At 68.5% G+C, this 22655-nt stretch carries 18 protein-coding genes and 1 pseudogene; 14 read left to right on the plus strand and 5 right to left on the minus strand.

From position 1 onward, the window contains the following. Window positions 1-69 precede the first annotated feature (69 nt). Window positions 70-774, minus strand: coding sequence for a deoxyribonuclease V (gene nfi, locus UN84_RS12440; RefSeq protein WP_046079909.1), 705 nt, complete (start codon window positions 772-774; stop codon window positions 70-72). Window positions 775-850: 76 nt separating this feature from the next. On the opposite strand from nfi, the gene UN84_RS12445 reads away from it, so the two are divergent. The 5 genes from UN84_RS12445 (at window position 851) to UN84_RS12465 (ending at window position 6887) form a co-directional block, all read left to right on the plus strand. Further along, a complete protein-coding gene (locus tag UN84_RS12445) occupies window positions 851-2116 on the plus strand; it encodes an exonuclease SbcCD subunit D (protein WP_046079908.1) in 1266 nt (421 codons plus the stop codon). Continuing rightward, a complete protein-coding gene (locus UN84_RS12450; protein WP_173835006.1) occupies window positions 2113-5415 on the plus strand; it encodes an AAA family ATPase in 3303 nt (1100 codons plus the stop codon). Before UN84_RS12445 ends, UN84_RS12450 begins: the two co-directional genes overlap by 4 nt. A gap of 74 nt (window positions 5416-5489) precedes the next feature. Further along, window positions 5490-5744, plus strand: coding sequence for a type II toxin-antitoxin system Phd/YefM family antitoxin (locus tag UN84_RS12455; protein WP_035594107.1), 255 nt, complete (start codon window positions 5490-5492; stop codon window positions 5742-5744). After that, window positions 5741-5995 (plus strand): Txe/YoeB family addiction module toxin, encoded by a 255-nt coding sequence (locus UN84_RS12460; RefSeq protein WP_046079907.1) that lies wholly within the window; start codon window positions 5741-5743, stop codon window positions 5993-5995. The genes UN84_RS12455 and UN84_RS12460 overlap by 4 nt, the downstream gene beginning before the upstream one ends. Window positions 5996-6026: 31 nt before the next feature. Then, window positions 6027-6887: an SDR family oxidoreductase gene (locus tag UN84_RS12465; protein ID WP_046079906.1), complete on the plus strand. Its 861-nt coding sequence runs from the start codon at window positions 6027-6029 to the stop codon at window positions 6885-6887. Between the two features lie 61 nt (window positions 6888-6948). Here UN84_RS12465 and fic read toward each other — a convergent pair whose 3' ends face one another. Together fic and UN84_RS12475 are read right to left on the minus strand one after the other, a co-directional pair. Further along, complete coding sequence (fic, locus tag UN84_RS12470) at window positions 6949-8058, minus strand: protein adenylyltransferase Fic (protein WP_046079905.1); 1110 nt, start codon at window positions 8056-8058, stop codon at window positions 6949-6951. A 186-nt stretch (window positions 8059-8244) separates the two neighbouring features. Then, window positions 8245-9936, minus strand: a complete 1692-nt coding sequence (locus tag UN84_RS12475; protein WP_046079904.1) for an SWIM zinc finger family protein — start codon at window positions 9934-9936, stop codon at window positions 8245-8247. Window positions 9937-10346: 410 nt separating this feature from the next. On the opposite strand from UN84_RS12475, the gene UN84_RS12480 reads away from it, so the two are divergent. The 4 genes from UN84_RS12480 to UN84_RS12495 all read left to right on the plus strand — a co-directional run bounded on the left by UN84_RS12480 (window position 10347) and on the right by UN84_RS12495 (window position 13758). Beyond that, window positions 10347-10913 carry an antibiotic biosynthesis monooxygenase gene (locus UN84_RS12480; protein ID WP_173835007.1) on the plus strand — a complete coding sequence of 189 codons (567 nt, stop codon included), beginning with the start codon at window positions 10347-10349 and terminating at the stop codon, window positions 10911-10913. Between the two features lie 108 nt (window positions 10914-11021). Continuing rightward, on the plus strand, window positions 11022-12182 hold the full coding sequence (gene argE, locus UN84_RS12485) for an acetylornithine deacetylase (RefSeq protein WP_046079903.1): 1161 nt from the start codon (window positions 11022-11024) through the stop codon (window positions 12180-12182). A 2-nt stretch (window positions 12183-12184) separates the two neighbouring features. Further along, entirely contained in the window at window positions 12185-12919 is a 735-nt protein-coding gene (locus UN84_RS12490; RefSeq protein WP_046079902.1) for a glutamine amidotransferase, read from the plus strand. A 71-nt stretch (window positions 12920-12990) separates the two neighbouring features. Then, window positions 12991-13758: a FadR/GntR family transcriptional regulator gene (locus UN84_RS12495; protein WP_035594095.1), complete on the plus strand. Its 768-nt coding sequence runs from the start codon at window positions 12991-12993 to the stop codon at window positions 13756-13758. A 77-nt stretch (window positions 13759-13835) separates the two neighbouring features. On the opposite strand, the gene UN84_RS12500 is transcribed toward UN84_RS12495, so the two are convergent. After that, entirely contained in the window at window positions 13836-15641 is a 1806-nt protein-coding gene (locus UN84_RS12500; RefSeq protein WP_046079901.1) for an IlvD/Edd family dehydratase, read from the minus strand. 14 nt (window positions 15642-15655) lie between these two features. Further along, entirely contained in the window at window positions 15656-17401 is a 1746-nt protein-coding gene (locus tag UN84_RS12505; RefSeq protein WP_046079900.1) for an IlvD/Edd family dehydratase, read from the minus strand. A 230-nt stretch (window positions 17402-17631) separates the two neighbouring features. On the opposite strand from UN84_RS12505, the gene UN84_RS12510 reads away from it, so the two are divergent. The 5 genes and pseudogenes from UN84_RS12510 to araD1 all read left to right on the plus strand — a co-directional run bounded on the left by UN84_RS12510 (window position 17632) and on the right by araD1 (window position 22646). Beyond that, window positions 17632-18654, plus strand: coding sequence for a TRAP transporter substrate-binding protein (locus UN84_RS12510; RefSeq protein ID WP_046079899.1), 1023 nt, complete (start codon window positions 17632-17634; stop codon window positions 18652-18654). A gap of 93 nt (window positions 18655-18747) precedes the next feature. After that, window positions 18748-19335 carry a TRAP transporter small permease subunit gene (locus tag UN84_RS12515; protein WP_046079898.1) on the plus strand — a complete coding sequence of 196 codons (588 nt, stop codon included), beginning with the start codon at window positions 18748-18750 and terminating at the stop codon, window positions 19333-19335. Continuing rightward, window positions 19335-20463: pseudogene (locus UN84_RS12520) on the plus strand (TRAP transporter large permease). Before UN84_RS12515 ends, UN84_RS12520 begins: the two are co-directional and overlap by 1 nt. Before the next feature lie 97 nt (window positions 20464-20560). Further along, window positions 20561-21520, plus strand: a complete 960-nt coding sequence (locus UN84_RS12525) for a glycoside hydrolase family 43 protein (protein ID WP_046079896.1) — start codon at window positions 20561-20563, stop codon at window positions 21518-21520. A gap of 139 nt (window positions 21521-21659) precedes the next feature. Beyond that, window positions 21660-22646 carry an AraD1 family protein gene (gene araD1, locus UN84_RS12530; RefSeq protein WP_146910395.1) on the plus strand — a complete coding sequence of 329 codons (987 nt, stop codon included), beginning with the start codon at window positions 21660-21662 and terminating at the stop codon, window positions 22644-22646. Window positions 22647-22655 lie beyond the last annotated feature (9 nt).

A 22655-nucleotide genomic window follows, 5' to 3' on the forward strand; every position in this document is an offset into this window, starting at 1 on the left:
TGGTGAAAGAAGGGGCGCCATGGTCGGCCGCCCGGCCCTGAATGGCAAGCAAGGTGGAAAAAGATCGGCTCAGCGCCGCTTCTGATCCCGTCTCGACGCCAGCCGATCGGCCAGCCGCGTGGGCTCCGGCAGCTTGGTCCGCCCCAGGCAGGCCAGCGTCCACTCCAGCGCCGTGGCCAGCGACAGCCGATGCCCCGGCGACACGAACACCGGCTTCACGCCCTGCCGCGAGCGCAGCACCGCGCCGATCGTCTCCTCACCGTCGGAGCCTGTGTCGACCAGCGGCGCCCAGTCGCCCCGTTCCGCCCCCGGCTCGCCGTGGCGGCCGCACAGCCGCGTCTTGGCCACGCCGATGGTCGGCAGGTCGAGCCACAGCCCCAGGTGGCTGGCCACCCCCAGCCGGCGCGGATGGGCGATGCCCTGGCCGTCGACCATGACCAGCTGCGGGCGGGTCGCGAGCTTGTCGAAGGCCGCCAGTGCCGCCGGCACCTCGCGAAACGACAGCAACCCCGGCACATAGGGCATGCGCGTCGGCTCGCGGTGCACCGCCTGCTCCACCACCTCGAAGACGCCCCCGCCCGTCGATGGCCAGGCCAGCACCACCACCGCGGCCCGGGTGATCTCGCCTCCCTGCTCGAAACCGATATCCACCCCGGCGATGCGGCGCACCGTGTCCAGCCGATCCTCGCGCTCGACCCGCCCCGCCAGGCGCTTCTGCAGCGCGATGGCCTCGGCGGGGGAAAGGTTCCAATCGTGCAAGGGAACGGACGGCATGCGGGCTCCTGATGTGTCGGCGGCGCTCGGGTTAGACTAGGCCTTTTTGACCGTGTGACGGAACACCGGGGACGCCATGCTGAGACTGATCCACACCGCCGACTGGCACCTGGGCCAGAGCTTCCACGGCCAGGAGCGCCATGAGGAGCACCGCGCTTTCCTGAGATGGCTGCTCGATACCCTGGTCGAACGCGACGCCGACGCCCTGCTGGTGGCCGGCGATATCTTCGACGTGGTCAATCCCTCGCTGCGCGCCCAGGAACTGCTCTTCGACTTCATCGTCGGCGCCCACGAGCGCTTGCCCCGGCTCGACATCGTGCTGATCGCCGGCAACCACGACAGCGGCAACCGCATCGAGCTGCCCGCCCCGCTGATGCAGCGCCTGCGCACCCACGCCCGGGGCCGGGTACGCTGGCTCGACGACGGCCGCCTCGACGCCGAGCGCCTGCTGGTGCCGCTGACCGACGCCGCCGGCGAAACCCGCGCCTGGTGCCTGGCGCTGCCCTTCCTGCGCCCCGCCGAGGTCACCGGCCAGATGACCGCCAACGAGACCGGTAACACAGAGGAAGCGCCCAATGACTACGTCGCCGGCATCAACCGCGTCCATCGTGAACTGATCGACGCCGCCCGCGAGCGCCACGGCGACGGCCAGGCGCTGGTCGCCATGAGCCACGCCCACCTGCACGGCGCCGCCGTCTCCGAGGCCAGCGAGCGGCCGATCGTGATCGGCGGCGAGGAGTCGATCTCCGCCGCCCTGTTCCCCGACGACATCGCCTACGTGGCCCTCGGCCACCTGCACCGCGCCCAGCAGGTCGGCGACGAGCGCATCCGCTACAGCGGCAGCCCCTTGCCGCTGGACTTCAGCGAGCTCAACTACGCCCACCAGGTGGTCGAGGCGATCCTCGACGGCGAGCGGCTGGCCGGGGTCGAATCCCTGCCCGTGCCGCGCCCGGTGGCCATGCACCGGCTCGGCCCCGCGCCGCTCGACGCCGTGCTGGCCGAGCTGGAGGCGCTGGAACTCGATGCCGATCTGCCGAGAGAACGCTGGCCCTGGCTGGAGCTGCGCGTCGAGCTCGAGGCGCCGATGCCCGACCTGCGCGCCCGGGTCGACGCCGCCCTCGAGGGCAAGCCACTGCGCCTGCTGCGCCTCGAGCGGCGCCTGCCGCAAGTCGCGGCCGAGCACGCTCCCGAGCGCGTCGATCTCGAGACGCTCGGCCCCCGCCGGCTGTTCGAGCGCACCTGGCAGGGCCGTTGGGGCAAGCCGCCGGACGACGACATCCTGGCCGACTTCGACCGCCTGCGTCAGGACGTGCTGGACGCCGGCGAGGAGGACTCCGCATGAAGATCCTCGCCCTGCGCCTGGCCAACCTGGCCTCGATTCCCGGGCCGCTCGAGCTCGATTTCACCGAGCCGCCGCTCAGCGATGCCGGGCTGTTCGCCATCACCGGCCCCACCGGCGCCGGCAAGAGCACCCTGCTCGATGCCCTGTGCCTGGCACTCTACGGCGGCACGCCCCGGCTGCGCCAGGCCCCCGGCCGCGAGGCGCCGCTGCCCGACGTCGGCGACGCCACCCTCAACACCGCCGACCCGCGCACCCTGCTGCGTCGGGGCACGGCCAGCGGCTACGCCGAGGTCGATTTTCTCGGCCGCGACGGCCGCCGCTACCAGGCCCGCTGGGCCGTGCGCCGCGCCCGCGAGAAGGCCAGCGGCCGCCTGCAGGCGGTCGACCAGTCGCTGCGCGACCTCGACGACGAGCGACTGCTCACCAACCAGAAACGCGAGTTCGACCGCCTGCTGCCGGAGTGCCTGGGCCTGACCTTCGAGCAGTTCACCCGCGCCGTGCTGCTGGCACAGAGCGAGTTCGCCGCCTTCCTCAAGGCCGACGACAACGAGCGCAGCGACCTGCTGGAGCGGCTGACCGGCACCACCGAATACTCCGCCATCTCCATCGCCGCCTATCGCCGCGCCAGCGAGGCCAGGAAGGCAGTGGACAGGATCGAGGCCCGGCTCACCGACGACCTGCCCGCCGAGCCCGAGGCCCGCGCCGAGCTCGAACGCGCCGCCGAGACCACCCAGCGAGCGCTCACCGACCTGCAGGCGCACTCGGCATCGCTTCAGGCCAGGCAGCACTGGCATGAAAAAGATGATCAACTGAAAGCCACCTTCCAGCGCGGTCAGAGCGACCTGGACACGGCCGAGGACGCCTGGAGTTCACTCGCCCCCGCCCGGCGGGATCAGGCCTGGCGACGGGTGATCCTGCCCCGGCGCCACAAACTGACGCGCCAGGCCGCGCTGCCCGGCGAACTCGAGGCCCTGGCGGCGACGCACGCCGAGACGCAGCGAGCGCTTACCGACGCCGAGAGCGCCGAGCAGAGCGCCCGCGAGACCAGCGAGGCCGCCGAACGCTCGCTGGCGGCAGCCTCCGGGGCACGCCAGCAGGCCGAGCCCGCCCTGCGCGAGGTCCGCGAACGGGCCCAGCGCCTCGCGACCCAGGACCAGCAGCTGGCAGAGCTCGAGCACACTCACCAGGAGCGCCGCCGACGCACCGACGCCCTCGCCGAGCAGCGACGCCAGGCCGACGCGGCCCATGGCCAGCGGCGCGAACAGCGCGACCGCTGGCACGCCGCCCTCGAACGCCTGATCGGCGACCATGACGATCTGGACGCTGCCCGTCAGGCCGCCCAGCGGGCCCACGACGCAGCCGCCCAGCGCCGGCTCGAACTGGGTGAGCTGCACGGCCGCTGGCAGGAAGCCTGCCGCGCCGAGCAGGCCCATCAGGCGCTGAAGACACGCCTGGCGGAGAGCGAACAACGCCTCGAGGCGCTGCTCGGCCGGGGCCAGGCCGCCCGCCAGCGCCTCGACGACGCCAAACGCCATCTCAGGAGCGTTCAGGCGTTCGTCGAGCGCAACCGCGCCGTGCGCAGCGAGAGCGTCATCCGCCTGCGCGAGGGCCTCGCGGACGGCGAGCCCTGCCCGGTCTGTGGCGGCCTCGAGCATCCCTGGCGTCACCGGCCACCCGCCTCGCCGGAGGCGGCCCAGCTCGCCGCCCAGCAGGCAGAAGAGGATCGCCAGCTGGCACAGGCGCAGGATCAGCGCGATCGGGCCTACCAGCAGCGCCATGACATCGAAGGCGAATACCGCGCCCTGAAGGCTTCGGTGGCCCAGCAGCGCGAGGACCTCGGCACCGCCGATCGGCAGCGCGCCGAGGCGCAGCGGACGCTGGACGCGCATCCGCTGCAGCCGGAGCTGGCCACCATCGCCGCCGAGGAGCGCGAGGCCTGGCTGGACCATCAGCGGCAGGCCAGCGAGGCACGGAAATCCGAGCATCGGCGCGTCCTCGACGAGCTGTCCCGGGCCGAGACCGAGCTCGCGCCGCTGAACCAGGCGCTGCATCAGGACGAGATCGAGCTCGCCCGGCTCGGCTCCCAGCAGAACGAGCTCGAGCAGGAACTCGACGGGCTGGCCGAACGGCTGCCGCCGCTTCGCCAGGCCCGCGAGGCCCTGGCCGCCGACCTGCGCGACCGCCTCGGCGAGCACGCCTCGCCGGACGCCTGGCAGCAGCACCTCGACGCCCGTCAGCAGGCCGCCGCCAGCGCGCGCGACGCGGCCCTGGCTCGCCATCATGAGGCGCAGACTCGCCACCAACGCCTCGCCCAGCAGGCGGCCCACGAGGCCGAACGGCTCGAGACACTGCGCCGGGAGCGCGATACCCTCGCCGCCGAGCTGGCCGAATGGCGACGGGCTCATCCCGAGCTGGACGACGCTACCCTCGCCCGGCTGCTGGCCCAGTCCGACGACGAGGCCGAGCGCCAGCGTCGGCAGCTGGAAGACGCCGACCAGGCCCGCCAGCAGGCCGCCGCCGCTCTCAAGGAACGCCGCCAGGCGCTGATCGATCATCGTCGCGAGCAGGGCCTGGTCGACGCCAACGATGAGGCGGCACTGCTGGAAGCGAGTGCCGAGGCCGAGATCGCCCGTCGCCGCGAGGCACTCGCCGAAGAGCGCGAGAGCCTCACCCCGCGGCTGGAAAGCGCCCAACAGCAGCGCGACGAGGCCACTCACGCCCTGCACGACGACGACCGGCGGCGCCAGCGCCAGCAGGAGGCCCAGGCCGAGCTCGAGGCGGCGCGGGCCGAGCATCGCCGCTGGGGCCGGATCAGCGAGCTGATCGGCTCCGCCGACGGCAAGGCGTTCCGGCGCATCGCCCAGGCCTACAACCTGGAACAGCTGCTGGAGCACGCCAACGCGCACCTCGGCGGGCTGTCGCGGCGCTACCGGCTGGTGCGCGGCGGCAGCGAGCTCGGGCTGCTGGTGGTCGACCACGACATGGGCGACGAGCGCCGCTCGGTGCACTCGCTGTCCGGTGGCGAGACCTTCCTGGTCTCGCTGGCCCTGGCGCTGGGGCTGGCCTCCATGGCCTCCGGCGAGCTGGTCATCGAGTCGCTGTTCATCGACGAAGGCTTCGGCAGCCTCGATCCGCAGTCGCTGGCGCTGGCCATGGAGGCCCTCGACGGCCTGCAGGCGCTGGGCCGCCGCGTCGGGGTGATCTCCCACGTCCAGGAGATGCACGAGCGCATCCCGGTGCAGATCCGCGTCGAACCGCTGGGCAACGGCACCAGCCAGGCACGGCTGGTCAGCGGGTGAGACCGAACGCCATTGTCGCGACATTACCTGCACGCTATCCTGTACAGGACAATATCCTGTACAGGAGAGTACTCATGGAAGCCATCAGCTATACGGCGGCGCGCAGTCACCTGGCGAAGACCATGCAGCAAGTGTGCGACGATCACATGCCCATCACCATCACCCGCAGCAAGGCGCCGTCGGTGGTGATGATATCGCTGGAAGACTACGAGGCTCTGCAGGAGACCGCCTACCTGCTGCGCTCGCCGAAGAACGCCCGCCGCCTGCTCGAATCCATCGCCCAGTTGGAGGAAGGCGACGGGCAGGAGCGGGAGCTCATCGAGGAATGAAGCTCACCTTCTCCGAGCATGCCTGGGAGGAATACCTCTACTGGCAGAAGACCGACAAGAAGGTGCTACGCCGGATCAACCAGCTGATCAAGGAGATCCAGCGCACGCCCTTCGAGGGCATCGGCAAGCCGGAGCCCCTGAAGCATGGCCTCGCGGGTTACTGGTCGCGACGCATCAACGATGAACATCGCCTCGTCTACAAGGTGACGGAAGATGCCTTGCTGATTGCTCAGCTGCGTTATCACTACTAGTCCATATCGGACACACGGAAAGGAAGATGAGATGCCAAAACGCCGCGACTCGACGCGCAGCCTGCTGATCACCGGCTGTTCCAGCGGGATCGGCCATGCCGCGGCCCACGCCATGGCCAAGCGCGGCTGGCGGGTCTTCGCTACCGCACGAGCCGAGGCGGATGTTGCTCAGCTCGAGGCGGAAGGCCTGGAAGCGCTGCGGCTGGACCTGGCCGACAGCGCCTCGATCGCGGCCGCGGTGGAAACGGTGCGCGAGCGCACCGGCGGGCGGCTGACGGCGCTGTTCAACAACGGTGCCTACGGCCAGCCCGGCGCGGTGGAGGACCTGAGCCGGGACGTGCTGCGCGAACAGCTCGAGACCAACCTGCTCGGCACCCACGAGCTCACCATCAAGGTGCTGCCGATGATGCGCGCCCAGGGCCACGGGCGCATCGTGCACAACAGCTCGGTGCTGGGCTTCGCCGCCCTGCCCTATCGCGGCGCCTACGTGTGCTCCAAGTTCGCCCTCGAAGGCCTGAGCGATACCCTGCGTCAGGAGCTCACCGGCAGCGGCATCCACGTCAGCCTGATCCAGCCCGGTCCCATCACCAGCCGCTTTCGCGAGAACGCCTATCGCGCCTATCGGGCCAACATCGACGCCGCCCACAGCGCCCACGCCGACACCTACGTGAAGGTCGAGGCACGCCTTGCCAGCGAGGACGGAAAGGGCGCCTTCACCCTCGGCCCCGAGGCGGTCGTCGACAAGCTGATCCACGCCCTCGAGCACCGTCGCCCCAGGCCCCGCTACGCCGTGACCGTCCCCACCCACCTGTTCGCCGCGCTCAAGCGGATGCTGAGCACGCGCGGCATGGACCGGGTGCTGCTGCGCGCGACGAAGAGCGAGCGGGAGTAAGAAGGCGGCTTGCCGCCCTAGACTCCTGGCATCACCGCCGTACACACGTTCGCCAGGTTCTTCACGACGCCTGATAGGGTGTTATCTCATTGCTATCCTCGGTCATCAGCCTGACCAGCTTGGGATGCACGAAGAGCTTTTCGCGCCCGGCGCGAATTTCCTCGAGCACGCCGATCTCACACAGCTGCTGCAGGTAACTCGATGCCGTCTGTCGCCTGGCGATGTCGCGCTCCACCAGGTTATTGATGCGACAGTAGGGCTGCTCGAAGATCACCTGCACAAGCTCGTGGCTGTAGACCCGGGGCAGCGCTTTCTGGATGTAGGCCGTGGTTTCCTCGATCAAGGCACGGGTCGCCGCAATCTTGTCGGTGGTCCAACGAGCCGTGTATTCCACGGCCTTGAGCATGTACAGCAGCCACTCCTGCCACTGCCCTTCACGCGTCACCGCCAGCAGCAGGTGATAGTAGTCGGACTTGTGGAGCATGATGTAGCGACTGAGGTAGAGAATCGGCAGCGACAGCAACCGTTGCTCGATCAGGTAAAGGATGTTCAGCACCCTGCCGGCACGTCCGTTGCCGTCGGTGAAGGGATGAATCGCCTCGAACTGGTAGTGCGCCACGGCCATCTTGATCAGCGGGTCGACGTCATCGTCTGCATGCAGATAGCGTTCCCAGTTGCCCAGCAGCTCTCGCAGGGTGCTCTCTCCCATCGGCGGGGTATAGATCACCTCGCCGGAGACCTGGTGGGCCAGGGTGGTGCCCGGCACCCGGCGAATCTCCATGTCGACGCCCTTGATGGTGCTGCAGATCTCCACCGCGGTGTTGGTGCAGAGCGGCCGCCGGGCCAATTCACGATAGCCCCGGCTCAGCGCGGTACGATATCGCAGCGCCTCCTTGGTGGCCGGGTCGGCATGGGTGTCTTCCTGGGCGAACTGGAAGAGCCGATCGGCGGTGGTCACGATATTCTCGATCTCGGAGCTGTCGCGGGCTTCCAGCAGGGGCAGCAAGTTGATCAGCAGCCCCTGATTTGGCAGCAGTTCCCCTGCCTGTTTGAGCTCCGCCAGCGCCGCACGGGCCGGAATACAGGCCTTCAGCACCGCCGGCGTCTCGAGTTCTGCGGCCGGAGGCAGCGGCGGCAAGTCATTGTGAGGTTGGTCGGGGCACCAGTTCATGTTCATTTTTCCCTGAAAGATCGACACGTCGCCAGCTTATGTCGATGGCATCGACATATCCAGGCAACGTGTCGATAAAAGTGGGATATTTAAACATGTCATGGAGACATGTTGATGCCATCGACAAATTCCCAAAACGTGTCGAAAGGACATCGTTTCTTGAACATGTCACGCCGGCGTATCGATCTACGGCTCGGGAAAAGCCTCTTTCAACCACTTGATGAAGTTGCGCTTGGGCTTGAACTCGGTTCGCAGCTGGATCAACGCGTCCTGGAACGTCTCGCGCTGTGATGCGGAGTCGAGCCGGCCATCCAGCTCCTGCAACAGGGCGATACCATCCCGGTAGGCCTGGTTGTTGGTCTTTTGCACCTCGTGGCGAACCAGGCGCAGGTACAGCGGCAGGCTCTCGTCGAGCTCCTTCGTTGCCTGTGCCAGCTGGTGCAGCAGCGCGGGCATGACCGCCCGCTCGGCACAAAGCGCCCGGGCCTCATCCAGGCGCCCTTCGAACAGATAGACTTCCAGCAGGCTGTCGACCATCCGCGGGCCCCAGCCGAAAGGACGTTGAGACTCCTCGTCGAGCCCCTCCACCAGCCAGTCGTGGGCACACCGGCGGTAATCGGTCGCCAGCTGCCGATCGTCGGCCAGGGTCACCAGCCGACGATAATCCTCCAGCTGCCGCGTATGCCGATAGATGTCCCATAGCAGCGCCGCGGCGGCCTCCCCCTCTCCACGCTGCAGGTACAGGCGCACCTCAAGCCGCTGACGTTCCACCTGCTGGTGGGGATTCTGCTGGGAAGTCGCCCGCTTCGCCCGTGCCAGCCAGGTCTCCAGCTGATCCCAGGCCTCATGGGCAATGCATGCTTTCGCGGCGTCCAGGCAGTCCTTCTCATCGCTAGCAGTTTTCTCGTACAACGCCAGCATGGCCGGCAGGTCGCCGTCGGCCTCGGCAAGCTTGAGCAAGGGGGCGCGCAGGCGAATATAGCGATACTTCACCATCCATCCGGACTCTTTCGGCAAGGCCGGCAGATCGTCCCAGGCCCGCTGCAGGCAGGCGTGATAGGCCGCCATACCCGCCTCGCCCAGCGCCTCGGCGTAGGCATCGGGAATCGGCGGATAGCTGTCCTCGCTGCCGCCGAAGGCCTTGTCGTAGAGGTACGCGGCCAGCTGCCCGGGCGACCAGTCGAGGCGCCGGACGGTCCTGACATGCAGGTCATGCAGGATATGCTCACAGTGGAAGCGAAAGCCGCCCGAGTCGTCTACGGTTTCCAGCGCCCGGGCCATGCGCGACAGCGCGTAGTCCACCAGCGTCAGGCACTGATCCGCCGGCAGTTGTGGCGCCTGTTCGGCGAGCTGTTCGACGACAGCCTCCGCCCGGGCAAAATAGGCATTCACCTGCTCGTAACGGTACAGGTCACGGTTGACGGGAAATGCCGCCGTGATGCGTTTCTTCAACGTCTTGATATCCAGCACGCCGAGCACCGCATCGGCCCGCAGCGACCACTGCTGGCGCAATATCGGGTCATGCTCGATCAACGACAGCAGCGCCTCCACCAGTGACGGCTTGTCCATCTGCTCCAGATAGTCCCGGATTCGCTCCGTCGCATCGCCTTCCGTCAGCCGCGCCTGCTCGGCTTCATTCGCCCGGTACGACAGCGCTACTGCCACGCAATGCTTGCAGAAGTCGATGCCCTGGGACGCCGGGCAGTCGCAGCTGCCATCCAGGCCCTGGGCACTCAACTCCAGCACCACGCGATAGCGCTCGCCGCCCTCCACGTCGGCGGTGATAGTGGTGCCACTTTGGTGCCAGCCGACCACCATGCCCTCGTGGTAATACGCTACGCCACGGCCGAAGGCGGCCTCGCCGGCGAGCCGGATCAATTGCCGATCGGAAAGGAGTGCCGAATCAACCCGCGTTGTTGACATCGATGAACGCCCTGCTGAACTGCCCGATAATTCGTGCCATCGATGCTAAGCCATGCCGCTTCGGGTAGCCATCGTCCTGGCGGCTGCCATGACCGCCGCGACAGGCATGGCTCCGACGCAATCATCGAGCTCGGAGCGTCGTCCGAAGCGAGCGGGAGTGAACGGCACCAGCATGGTGCAAATTCTCTAGCCGCCCCCTTTTATCGCCCCAAAATAGACCATCATGCTGGCAACGAGCTCAAAACCCACATGATCTGTCCATTTCATCCGGAATGGCATATGATTCTCCCGGCAGCGGATGTACCCGATCCGCCGTTTCTTCGGCGGCCCTTACCCGGGCCAACGAGTTCATCAGGAGAACCACCATGTCCTCTGATCCCGTCACTCTGATGGTGGCGCGCCGCGTGGCCAGTGGCCGCTATCGCGACTTCATGCGCTGGCTCGAGGAGGGCCGCGAGCTGGCCTCCGACTTCGGCGGCTACCTCGGTTCCGGCGTGCTGGCACCGCCGCCCGGCGACGACGAGTACCAGATCATCTTCCGCTTCCGCGACGCCGAGACCCTGGCGATCTGGGAGCATTCCGCCTCGCGCCGGGCCTGGCTGGCCCGTGGCCAGGGGCTCTTCGACGCGCCCCACGAGCACCGCGCCACCGGCCTGGACCGCTGGTTCCAGCAAACCGGCAGCCCCGCGCCGCCGCGCTGGAAACAGGCCATCGCCATCTGGCTGGCGTTCTTTCCGGTCTCGCTGGCCTTCCAGATCCTGTTCGGCGACGCCCTGGCCACGCTGCCGCTGGTGCCGAAGGTGCTGGCCAGCACCCTGATGCTGACCCCGGTGATGGTGTTCCTGTTCATCCCGCTGTCGACGCGGCTGCTGGGCCCCTGGCTGCGCGGCGAGCCGCTGCGTGTGCCCCGGCTGCGCCGCCGCTCGACCTGAACGACGCAGCGCCTCTTTCCTGCCTTCACTCATGCCGCCGGGCCCATCCCTCCGGGCCGGGCGGCATGATAGGCTAGGCGGCGACGTCACCCTGCTTCGGAGCCGACCATGACCGCCGCCCAGTTCCTCGAGAGACTGGTGGGCTTTCCCACCGTGTCCCGCGACTCCAACCTGGACCTGATCGCCTTCATCGAGGCCTGGCTCAACGACCACGGCGTCGAGCACTGGCGCGTCGACAGCGACGACGGCACCAAGGCCAATCTGCTGGCCCGCATCGGCCCGGCGGTCGAGGGCGGCGTGGTGCTCTCCGGCCATACCGACGTGGTGCCGGTGGACGGCCAGCCCTGGTCGACCGATCCCTTCACCCTGACCGACAAGGGCGACGGCCGCCTCTACGGCCGCGGCACCTGCGACATGAAGGCCTTCATCGCCTGCGCCCTGGCCGAGGTGCCGCGCTGGGTCGAGCTCGAGCTGGATGCTCCCATCTATCTGGCCTTCTCCTACGACGAGGAGATCGGCTGCGTCGGCGCCCCGAGGATGATCGAGCGGCTGATGGCCGATCATCCGCGCCCGGCGGCGGTGTTCGTCGGCGAGCCGACGCTGATGGAGCCGGTGGTCGCCCACAAGGGCGCCACCAACCTGCGCACCACCGTGACCGGACGCGCCTCGCACTCCAGCCAGGTCAACCAGGGCGTCTCGGCGATCCACGTCGCCGCCCGGCTGGTGACCTACATCGAGGACGTGATGAGTGAGCTGCGCGCCGAGGGTCGCGTCGACGAGGCCTTCAACGTGGTCCACTCCAGCCTGCACGTGGGCAAGATCCAGGGCGGCACCGCCATCAACATCATGGCCCGGGAGTGCAGCTTCGAGTGGGAGATCCGCCACCTGCCGTCGGACCGCTTCGAGGACCTGTTCGGCCGCATCGAGGCCTGTGCCGAGCGGCTGCAGGCCGAGATGCGCGAGCGCGCCCCGGACGCCGGCATCCACACCGAGCGGCTCAACGTCACGGTGCCGGCGCTGGCCGACGACAACAACGCCGAGGTGCTCTCCCTGTGCCGGGACCTGGTCGGCGAAGCGCCCGCCGGGGCCGTGGCCTACGCCACCGAGGCCGGCCAGTTCCAGCGCGCCGGCCTGCCCACGGTGATCTGCGGCCCGGGCAGCATCAGCCAGGCCCACCAGCCCGACGAGTACCTGGAGATCGCGCAGCTGGAGGCCGGCTCGGCCTTCATGCGCGCCCTGGGCGAGCGACTCGAGAAGAAGGAAGCCTGAACATGCCGCGACTGCTGATCGTCAAGACCGGCGACGCCTTCGACGACGTGGTCCGCGACCATGGCGACTTCGAGGCGCTGTTCCGGGACCGGCTGGCCCCGGCCTGCGGCGAGTTCACCCTCGAGGTGTACGACGCCCGCCATGACGGCACGCCGCCGACGCTGATCGCGAACGACGCCCTGGTGATCACCGGCTCCCACGCCATGGTCAGCGACGCCGAGCCCTGGAGCGAGGCGCTCAAGCCCTGGCTGCGCGAGGCCCGCGAGCTCGGCGTCGCCATGTTCGGCGTCTGCTACGGCCACCAGCTGATGGCCGCGGCCTTCGGCGGCGACAGCGGCTATCATCCCGCGGGCCGCGAGACCGGCACCCATCAGGTGCGACTGACCGAGGCCGGCCGGCGCGACGGCCTGCTGGGCGCCCTGCCCGAGGCCTTTCCCGCCCAGCTGACCCACGCCCAGTCGGTACTCCAGGCACCGCCGGGCGCCGAGGTGCTGGCCGTGAACGACCACGATCCCTTCCAGGCGCTGCGCTACGGGGCGAACCAGTGGAGCGTGCAGTTCCATCCCGAGTTCACCCCGGCGGTGATGCGTGCCTATCTCCGCCACCAGTACGCCGGGCTGGCCGAACAGGGGCGCGATCCCGAGTCGCTGCTGGCGGCGGTGTCGCCGACCCCCGAGGCCACCTCGCTGCTGGCCCGCTTCTGCACGCGGCTGTCGAATCTCGACGGGCCGGCCTGACACCAAGGTCATATTGACGAAATGTGCAACATAAAACACGATATGTTGAAACTTCAGCGGACGCGGGACTCGTGAAAGACAAGCAGCGCAAGACAGCCTCCCGGCCCAGCGTGGCCGACTTCCTGGCCGAGGCCATCTTCTCCGGTCGCTACCAGCCGGGGGACTTCGTGCCCAAGGAGGTCGATCTCTGCGAGCAGTTCGCCATCAACCGCTCGGCGGTGCGCAGCGACCTGCGCCAGCTGGTGGACGTGGGTATCATCGAACGCATCTCGGGCCACGGCTCCAAGGTGCGCGAATACGCCGAGTGGAACATCCTCGACCCCCAGGTCACCGACTGGATGACCCGCTACGCCGCCCCCAATCCGCGCGTCCAGCAGGAGATCCTGTCGTTCCGCCTCGACGTCGAGCCGTACGTGGCGATGACCGCCGCCAAGCGCGCCACCGCCCGCGACCTGGTCGCCATCGAGGAGGCCCTCGATGGCATGGGTCAGAACCTGCACGGTCCCGACGGCCAGGATGGCCGCCTGCACAGCGACTACGACGTCGCCTTCCACGTCGCCATCTTCAAGGCCACCCACAACATCGTCTGGGCCCAGCTCTCGCACATCCTGCGACCCTCGATCTACATGCTGATCGAGACGTCCAACGTCAGCGCCAGCGATCCCGAAGAGAGCCTGGAGCGCCATCGCCGGCTGATGGAATGCATCCGCGCCCGCCGCCCCGAGGACGCCTTCCTTGCCGCCCAGGCGGTACTCGCCGGCACCGCCGAGGCGCTCGGCATCGAGCCCGGCGACAGCGCCCTGGGCCGCCAGCTGACCCTCGGCCGGGACACCCCATGACGACGACGGCCGGCGCCCTCCCGAGCGCCGGCCGTCGTACCTTCCTTCTTTCTGCTTCCCTCTTCCTTCTTCTTTTGTCAGTGATTGTCCCGCGGCGGGCTGAGCCGGGCCACGTCGCGATACTTCGTCGCCGGCGCCAGGGTCATGCCGCGGTCCAGCGGCTCGACCATCGAGCGCTGAATCTCCTGCCAGGGCGTCTGATGCCCCGGGTAGCGATAGCCGCCGTCGGCCTCCAGGCGTTCGCGGCGCGCGGCCAGCTCGGCGTCGTCGACCCTCAGCGTCACCTCGCAGCGGCCCAGGTCCACGCGCAGCCGGTCGCCGCTCTCGAGCAGCGCCAGCGGCCCGCCGGTGGCGGCCTCCGGCGAGGCGTTGAGGATCGACGGCGAACCCGAGGTGCCGGACTGGCGGCCGTCGCCCAGGCACGGCAGGGATTCGATCCCCGCACGAATGAGGGCTTCGGGCGGCTGCATGTTGACCACCTCGGCGCCGCCGGGATGGCCCACCGGGCCGGCGCCACGCATCACCAGGATGGTGCGCGCGTCGATCTCCAGCGCGGGGTCGTCGATGCGGGCGTGATAGTCCTCGGAGCCGTCGAACACCACCACCCTGCCCTCGAAGGCGTTGGGGTCCTCGGGGTCGCTGAGGAAGCGCTCACGGAAGTCCGCGGCGATCACGCTGGTCTTCATCAGCGCCGAATCGAACAGGTTGCCCTTGAGGTTGAGGAAGCCGGCGTACTCGACCAGCGGGTTGGCGTAGCGGCGGATCACCTCGTCGTCGGTGGTCTCGCGGCCGGCCAGGTTCTCGGCCAGGGTGCGGCCGTTGACGGTCGCCACCTCGCCGTGGAGTCGCCCGGCCTCGAGCAGCTCAAACATCACCGCCGGCACGCCGCCGGCGCGATGGAACTCCTCGCCGAGATAGGCCCCGGCCGGCATCACGTTGGCCAGCAGCGGCACCTCGTGGCCCAGCCGCTGCCAGTCGTCGTTGTCGAACGCGACGCCGGCATGGCGGGCGATGGCGTTGATGTGGATCGGCGCGTTGGACGAGCCGCCCAGCGCCGAGCAGGTGACCACGGCGTTCTCGAACGCCTCGCGGGTCAGGATGTCGCTTGGCCGCAGGTCGTCCCACACCATGTCGACGATGCGCTCGCCGGTCTGGTAGGCCACCGCGCCGCGCTCCTTGTAGGGCCCGGGGATCATCGCCGAGCCGGGCAGGCTCATGCCCAGCGCCTCGGCCAGCGAGTTCATGGTCGAGGCGGTGCCCATGGTGTTGCAGTGGCCCACCGAGGGCGCCGAATCGGCGATCCGCGAGAGGAACTCGGGATAGTCGATGTCGCCGGCGGCCAGGCGCTTGCGCATCTCCCACACCACGGTGCCGGAGCCGACGCGCTCGGCGCCGCGCCAGCCGTTGAGCATCGGCCCGCCGGACAGCACGATGGCCGGGATGTTGACCGTGGCCGCGGCCATCAGACTGGCCGGCGTGGTCTTGTCGCAGCCGGTGGTCAGCACCACGCCGTCCAGCGGATAGCCGTGCAGCACCTCGACCAGGCCCAGGTAGGCCAGGTTGCGATCCAGCGCCGCGGTGGGGCGGCGCACGTTCTCGTGGATCGGATGCAGCGGGAACTCGAAGGGCACCCCACCGGCGGCGCGAATGCCGTCCTTGACCCGTTTCACCAGCTCGATGTGGTGGCGGTTGCAGGGCGTGAGGTCCGATCCCGACTGGCAGATGCCGATGATCGGCCGGCCGCTGGTCAGCTCCTCCAGGGTGATGCCCTGGTTCATGTAGCGCTCCAGGCACAGCGCGGTGGTGCCGGGATGGTGCGGGTTGTCGAACCAGTCGCGCGAGCGCAGCTGGTCGGGCGTCATGCGGGGTCGCTGGGTCGTCATGGCCGCTTCACCCTTCAGTGCGAGTGGCGCGGCACATCGGCGCCCCGCGAACCGACCAGGAAGTCGAAGTCGCAGCCCTCGTCGGCCTGCAGCACGTGCTCGATGTAGAGCTGGCGGTAGCCGCCGCTGCGGGCGATCTCCCTGGATGCCGCGGTGGGATCGCTCTCGGCCAGGCGCGCCTCGAGTTCGGCCTCGTCGACCTCCAGATGCAGCCGGCCGCTATCGCAGTCGAGCTCGATCCAGTCGCCGTTGCGCACCGCGGCCAGCGGGCCGCCGGCGGCCGCTTCCGGGGCCACGTGCAGCACCACGGTGCCGTAGGCGGTGCCGCTCATGCGGGCATCCGAGATGCGCACCATGTCGGTGATGCCCTGCTCCAGCAGCTTGGACGGCAGGCCCATGTTGCCGACCTCGGCCATGCCGTGATAACCGCGCGGCCCGCAGTTCTTCATCACCAGGATGCTGTCGGCATCGACGTCCAGGTCCGGGTCGTTGATGCGCGCCTTGTAGTCGTCGAAGTTCTCGAACACCACCGCGCGGCCGCGATGCTGCATCAGCTCGGGGCTCGCCGCCGAGGGCTTGAGCACCGCGCCGCCCGGGGCCAGGTTGCCACGCAGCACGCACATGCCGCCGTCCTCGCGCAACGGGTTGTCCAGCGGGCGAATCACCTCGTCGTTGTACTGCGGCGCGTCCTGCACGTTCTCCCACAGGGTCTTGCCGTTGACGGTCAGGGCGTCCTTGTGGGGCAGCCGGTCGGCCTCGCCGAGACGCCTGAGCACCGCGGGCAGGCCGCCGGCGTAGTAGAACTCTTCCATCAGGAAGCGCCCGGAGGGCTGCAGGTCGACGATGGTCGGGGTGCCGCGGCCGATGCGCGTCCAGTCATCCATCTCCAGATCGACGCCCATGCGCCCGGCGATGGCCTTGAGGTGAATCACGGCGTTGGTGGAGCCGCCGATGGCCGCGTTGGTGCGGATGGCGTTCTCGAAGGCGTCCTTGGTCAGTACCTTCGACAGCTTCAGGTCCTCGTCGACCATCTCGACGATGCGATTGCCGGAGAGATGCGCCAGCACGTAGCGGCGCGAATCCACCGCCGGGATCGCCGCGTTGTGCGGCAGCGAGGTGCCGAGCGACTCCGCCATGCAGGCCATGGTGGAAGCGGTGCCCATGGTGTTGCAGGTGCCCGCCGAGCGCGACATGCCGGCCTCGGCGGCCATGAAGTCGTGAATCGAGATCTTGCCCGCCTTGACCTCCTCGGAGAGCTTCCACACCACGGTGCCGGAGCCGATGTCCTGGCCCTCGTGCTTGCCGTTGAGCATCGGCCCGCCGGTCACCACGATGGTCGGCAGGTCACAGCTGGCCGCGCCCATCAGCAGCGCCGGGGTGGTCTTGTCGCAGCCGACCAGCAGCACCACGGCGTCCATCGGGTTGCCGCGGATGGCCTCCTCGACGTCCATGCTCGCCAGGTTACGGGTGAACATCGCCGTGGGGCGCAGGTTGGACTCGCCGTTGGAGAACACCGGGAATTCCACCGGGTAGCCACCGGCCTCGAGGATGCCCTTCTTGACGTGTTCGGCGATCTTGCGGAAGTGGGCGTTGCAGGGCGTCAGCTCCGACCAGGTGTTGCAGATGCCGATGATCGGCTTGCCCTGGAACTCGTGGTCGGGAATACCCTGATTCTTCATCCAGCTGCGGTACATGAAGCCGTTCTTGTCGGCGCTGCCGAACCATTCGGCGCTGCGCAGCCGGCGCTTGTTATCGGTCATGGAAGCCTCTCCTCGTCGCGTCTCGCGGCCTGTTCTCGTGTCGAGCGCTGCTCCGAGGCATGTCCCTCGGATGGCGCGGCCATGGCATGACGGTAGCCGCCTGGCGGCTCATAGTCGACACATACGAAAGTATATGTTGAACAAATTAAGACTATGTACAACATTTGTCGTCGCGACGGCACGCCACACATAGCGCCGCGACACAACAACAGCTTCGATGGAGAGTTCCGATGCCTAACCTCAAGACGTCCGGCCTGCTGCTCACGGGCACCGCGCTGATGCTCGGCCTGTCCTCCGCCCAGGCGGCGGAGTACGAGTGGAAGTTCCAGGCCTCCGAGACCGCCGGCGAGCCCAGCTTCCAGATCAAGCAGGAATGGGCCGAGCGAATCGAGACCATGACCGATGGCCGCGTGAGCATCGAGGTGCTGCCGATCAACGCCGTGGTCGGCCCCACCGAGACCCTGCAGGCGGTCTCCTCGGGCATCCTCCAGGGCCACATGACCGATCCCAGCTACTTCTCCGGCCAGGATCCGGCCTTCGGCATGATCGGCAACCTGGTCGGCGCCTGGAGCAACCCCTACGACTTCCTGGAGTTCATGAAACAGGGCGGCGGCGAGGCGCTCTACAACGAGCTGGCCGAGCCCTATGGCACTCACCTGATCGGTGCGGCCACCTTCCCGCTGGAGTCGATTCCCTCCACCGTCGAGGTCGATTCCATCGACGACTTCCAGGGCCTCAAGATCCGCGCTCCCCAGGGCATGGTCTACAACATCTTCGAGCGCATCGGCGCCACCCCGGTCAACCTGCCGGGCTCCGAGGTCTACACCGGCCTGGAGAAGGGCGTGATCGACGCCGCCGACTCCACGGTGCTGTCCAACAACGACGCCATGGGCATCCACGCCTTCGCGCCCTATCCGCTGTATCCGGGCTTCCACTCCATGCCGATGATCGCCGTGTCGATCAACAAGGACATCTGGGACGGCCTGCCCGAGGACATTCAGACCACCCTCGAGACCGCCTTCGACGGCATGGCCTATGACCTGATCGCGCGGCTCAAGGCGCAGGACATCGAGACCCTGCAGGCGCTCAACGAGGATCCGGACGTGCATCCGATCGACCTGTCCGCCGAGGAGCGCAAGGCGTTCCGCCAGGCCGCCAAGGAAGAATGGAGCGAGTGGGCCGGCCGCAACGAGATGACCCAGAAGATCTACGACCAGGCCACCGCCTTCCTCGAGGCCCGCGGCCAGCTGTAATCCCCGCTCACGAGCCACACCGGACGGCGGCGCCTCGACGCCGCCGTCTTCCACGACGTTCATGACGGCGCCCCGTGCGCCCCCGGAGGAGTCATGTCTTCCCCCCTTCCCGACGATCCCGCCGCGACCGAAGGCGACACCGCGCCCCCGGTTCGCGGCGCCTTCGACCGCGGCGTGGTCATGGCCGCCCGCGCCGCCGCCTGGCTGGTGTTCATCGCCATGGCGATCAGCGTCTACGAAGTCATCATGCGCTACGGCTTCGGCTCCCCCACCTCCTGGGTCCACGAGAGCGTGGTGATGCTGGTCGCCGTCGGCTTCGCGCTCGGCGGCCCCGCGGCACTGGCCAGCGATCGTCATATCCGCGTCAAGGTGCTCTACGATGCCGCCGGACCGCGCCTCAAGCTGTGGCTCGATCGCTTCAACGACCTGGTGACCTTCGGCTTCTGTCTGGCCATGAGCTACGCCGCCTTCACCATGTTCTGGTCCGCCTCGCACAACCCGCTGGGCGAGTGGCAGCTGGAGCGTTCCGGCACCTCCTGGAACCCGCCGTTCCCGGCGCTGGTGAAGGGCGTGATCCTGCTGGCGCTGGCCATCATGTGCATCCAGGCCCTGCTGCACGTGGTGCAGTCGCTGCGCGGCAAGCCCGCCCCCACCCCGGATGACACGGAGGGCGCTGCCTGATGGATATCGCAACCGGAACCATGCTGATGGTGGGGCTGATCTTCGCCCTGCTGGTCACCGGCCTGCCGCTGGCCTTCATCACCGGCCTGGTGGCACTGGCCTTCACCTTCGGCTGGTTCGGGCCCAACGCCCTGCCGCTGGTCACCAGCCGGGTCTACGGCTTCGTCACCGAATACTCCCTGGTGGCGGTGCCGATGTTCGTGCTGATGGCCTCGCTACTGGACCGATCGGGGATCGCCAAGGACCTGTTCAACGCCATGCGCGTGTTCGCCGGTCGCCTGCCCGGCGGCGTGGCGGTACAGACCGTCGTGGTGGCCTTCTTCCTGGCCGCGCTGTCAGGGATCATCGGCGGCGAGATCGTGCTGCTGGGCATCCTGGCGCTGCCGCAGATGCTGCGCCTGGGCTACGACAAGCACCTCTCCATCGGCGTGGTCTGCGCCGGCGGTGCGCTCGGCACCATGATGCCGCCGTCCATCGTGCTGATCATCTACGGCCTGATCGCCTCCCAGTCGATCGCCGACCTGTTCACCGCGGCCATCACCCCGGCGGTGATCCTGATGGCCAGCTACATCGGCTACGTGCTGGTGCGCTGCCTGAAGAATCCCGCGATGGGGCCGCCGATGACCGACGCCGACCGCGAGGAAGGCTTCGCCAACCGCTGGCAGGCGCTGCGCGCCATCATCGTGCCGGCGCTGATCGCCGGCCTGGTGCTGGGCTCGATCTANCGTCTACAACCTGATGGGCGGCAACCGCTTCATCTCGGGCATGATCATGGGCCTCGACGTGGCGCCGATCGTGATCATCCTGGTGATGATGGCGATCCTGCTGGTGCTGGGCATGTTCCTCGACTGGATCGGCGTGGCCATGCTGACGCTGCCGATCTTCGTGCCCATCGTCGAGCAGCTGGGCTACAGCCCGATCTGGTTCGGTATCCTGTTCGCGGTGAACATGCAGGTGTCGTTCCTGTCGCCGCCGTTCGGTCCGGCCGCCTTCTACCTCAAGGGCGTGGCGCCGCCCGAGGTCAGCCTGAAGGACATCTTCGTCGCGGTGCTGCCCTTCATCGCCCTACAGCTGTGCGTGCTGTTCGCGCTGCTGTTCTGGCCGAACCTCGCCATGTGGCTGGTGTAACGACACCGGCAGGGCGGCGAGGCCCGTCGCCCTGCCCCACCGGACAGGCCCGGTGATGACCGCCAACCGCTCGTCCGCCCATGCCAAGGAGCCTTCCATGACACTGACGCCCGAGCCCCTCGTCGAGCAGCGCGCCGATCCCTGGATCCTCGCGCACGCCGGCCACTACTACTTCATCGCCTCGGTGCCCGACTACGACCGCCTGGAGATTCGTCGCGCCGACGACATCGCCGGGCTGGCCAAGGCGCCGGCCACCACGGTATGGCGCAAGCCCGACACGGGGCCGCTGTGCGCGCTGATCTGGGCCCCCGAGCTGCATCGCGTCGACGGCGTGTGGGTGATCTACTTCGCCGCCGCGCCGTCCCGCGAGATCGTCGATGGCCTCTTCCAGCACCGGATGTACGCCATCACCTGCGCGGCGGACGATCCGCTGGCCGGCGACTGGAGCGAGCCTGTGCAGATGGAGACGCCGCTGGACAGCTTCTGCCTGGACGCCACGACCTTCCAGCTACGCGGGCGCGACTACTACGTCTGGGCCCAGAAGGACCCGGCCATTCCCGGCAACTCGAACCTCTACATCGCCGAACTGGCGGGCCCGACCCGGCTGGCCGGGACGCCGACCAGGCTGAGCGTGCCGGAATACGACTGGGAGACACGCGGCTTCCTGGTCAACGAGGGCCCGGCGGTGCTGCAGCGCCACGGCCGGCTGCTGCTGACCTACTCGGCCAGCGCCACCGACGAGAACTACTGCGTGGGGCTCCTGTGGGCCGATGCCGACAGCGACCCGCTGGACGCCGCGAGCTGGTCGAAGTCACCGACGCCGATCCTGGTCAGCGATCCGGCCCACGAGATCTTCGGCCCCGGCCACAACGGCTTCACGGTCGACGAGGACGGCAACGACCTGCTCGTCTATCACGCCCGGACCTACACCGACATCCAGGGCGATCCCCTGTGGGACCCCAACCGCCATACCTACGTCAAGCCGATCCGCTGGGACGAGCAAGGCTTCCCGGACTTCGGCCGCGCCGGCGAGGACACCCTGCCGCCGGCCCGGTGAGAAACGGCCAGCCACCATCATCACGACACAATAGAATCAACATATAAAATTATATGTTGCACATACACCGGGAGCCGGGGCTATGATGGGGCCACTTCGGTGCTTCGCCGCCCCGACCCGACAGCCGAGGACACACGCCATGCGCATCATCCAGTGCCTTCATGACGGCGCCGCCCGCGCCGCCCTGGTCGAAGACGACAACAGGGTCCGCCTGACCGAGGCCGACACCTACACCCTGGCCCGGCGCGCCATCGCCGCCGGCCGCCCGCTGGCCGAGGTCGTCGAGGCGGCGCTGACCGAGACGCGCCTCGACTACGGCCAGCTGATCGACGAGCGCCGCCTGCTTCCGCCGCTGACCCATGACGATCCGGCCCATTGCCTGGTCACCGGCACCGGCCTGACCCACCTGGGCAGCGCCGACACCCGCGCCTCCATGCACGCCAAGGCCCAGGCCGACGAGTCCGAGCTGACCGACTCCATGCGCATGTTCAAGCTCGGCGTGGAGGGCGGCAAGCCCGCCACCGGCGAGACCGGCGCCCAGCCGGAGTGGTTCTACAAGGGCGACGGCGACTGCGTGGTGGCCCCCGAGGCGCCGATGCCGGTGCCGGCCTTCGCCGAGGACGCCGGCGAGGAGCCGGAACTCGCCGGGCTCTACGTGATCGGCGACGATGGCCAGCCCTGGCGCGTCGGCTACGCCATCGGCAACGAGTTCTCCGACCACGTCACCGAGCGCTTCAACTACCTGTGGCTGGCCCATTCCAAGCTGCGCCACTGCAGCTTCGGCCCGGAGCTGTTGATCGGCGAGCTGCCCGACCACCTCGAGGGCACGAGCCGCATCGTGCGCGACGGCGAGACCCTGTGGGAGAAGCCCTTCCTCACCGGCGAGGCCAACATGGCCCACACCGTCGCCAACCTCGAGCATCACCACTTCAAGTACCCGGGCTTCCGACGCCCCGGCGACATCCACGTGCACTTCTTCGGCACCGCGACGCTGAGCTTCGCCGACGGCGTCCAGACCCGCGACGGCGACCGCTTCGAGATCGATCTGCCGGCCTTCGGCCGCACGCTGCGCAACCCGCTGGCGTTCGAGGACGTCGCCGCCGACACCCCCGTTCATTCCCTGTGACCCCAGGAG

Source organism: Halomonas sp. HG01, assembly GCF_000968715.2.
Taxonomy (GTDB): domain Bacteria; phylum Pseudomonadota; class Gammaproteobacteria; order Pseudomonadales; family Halomonadaceae; genus Halomonas; species Halomonas halophila.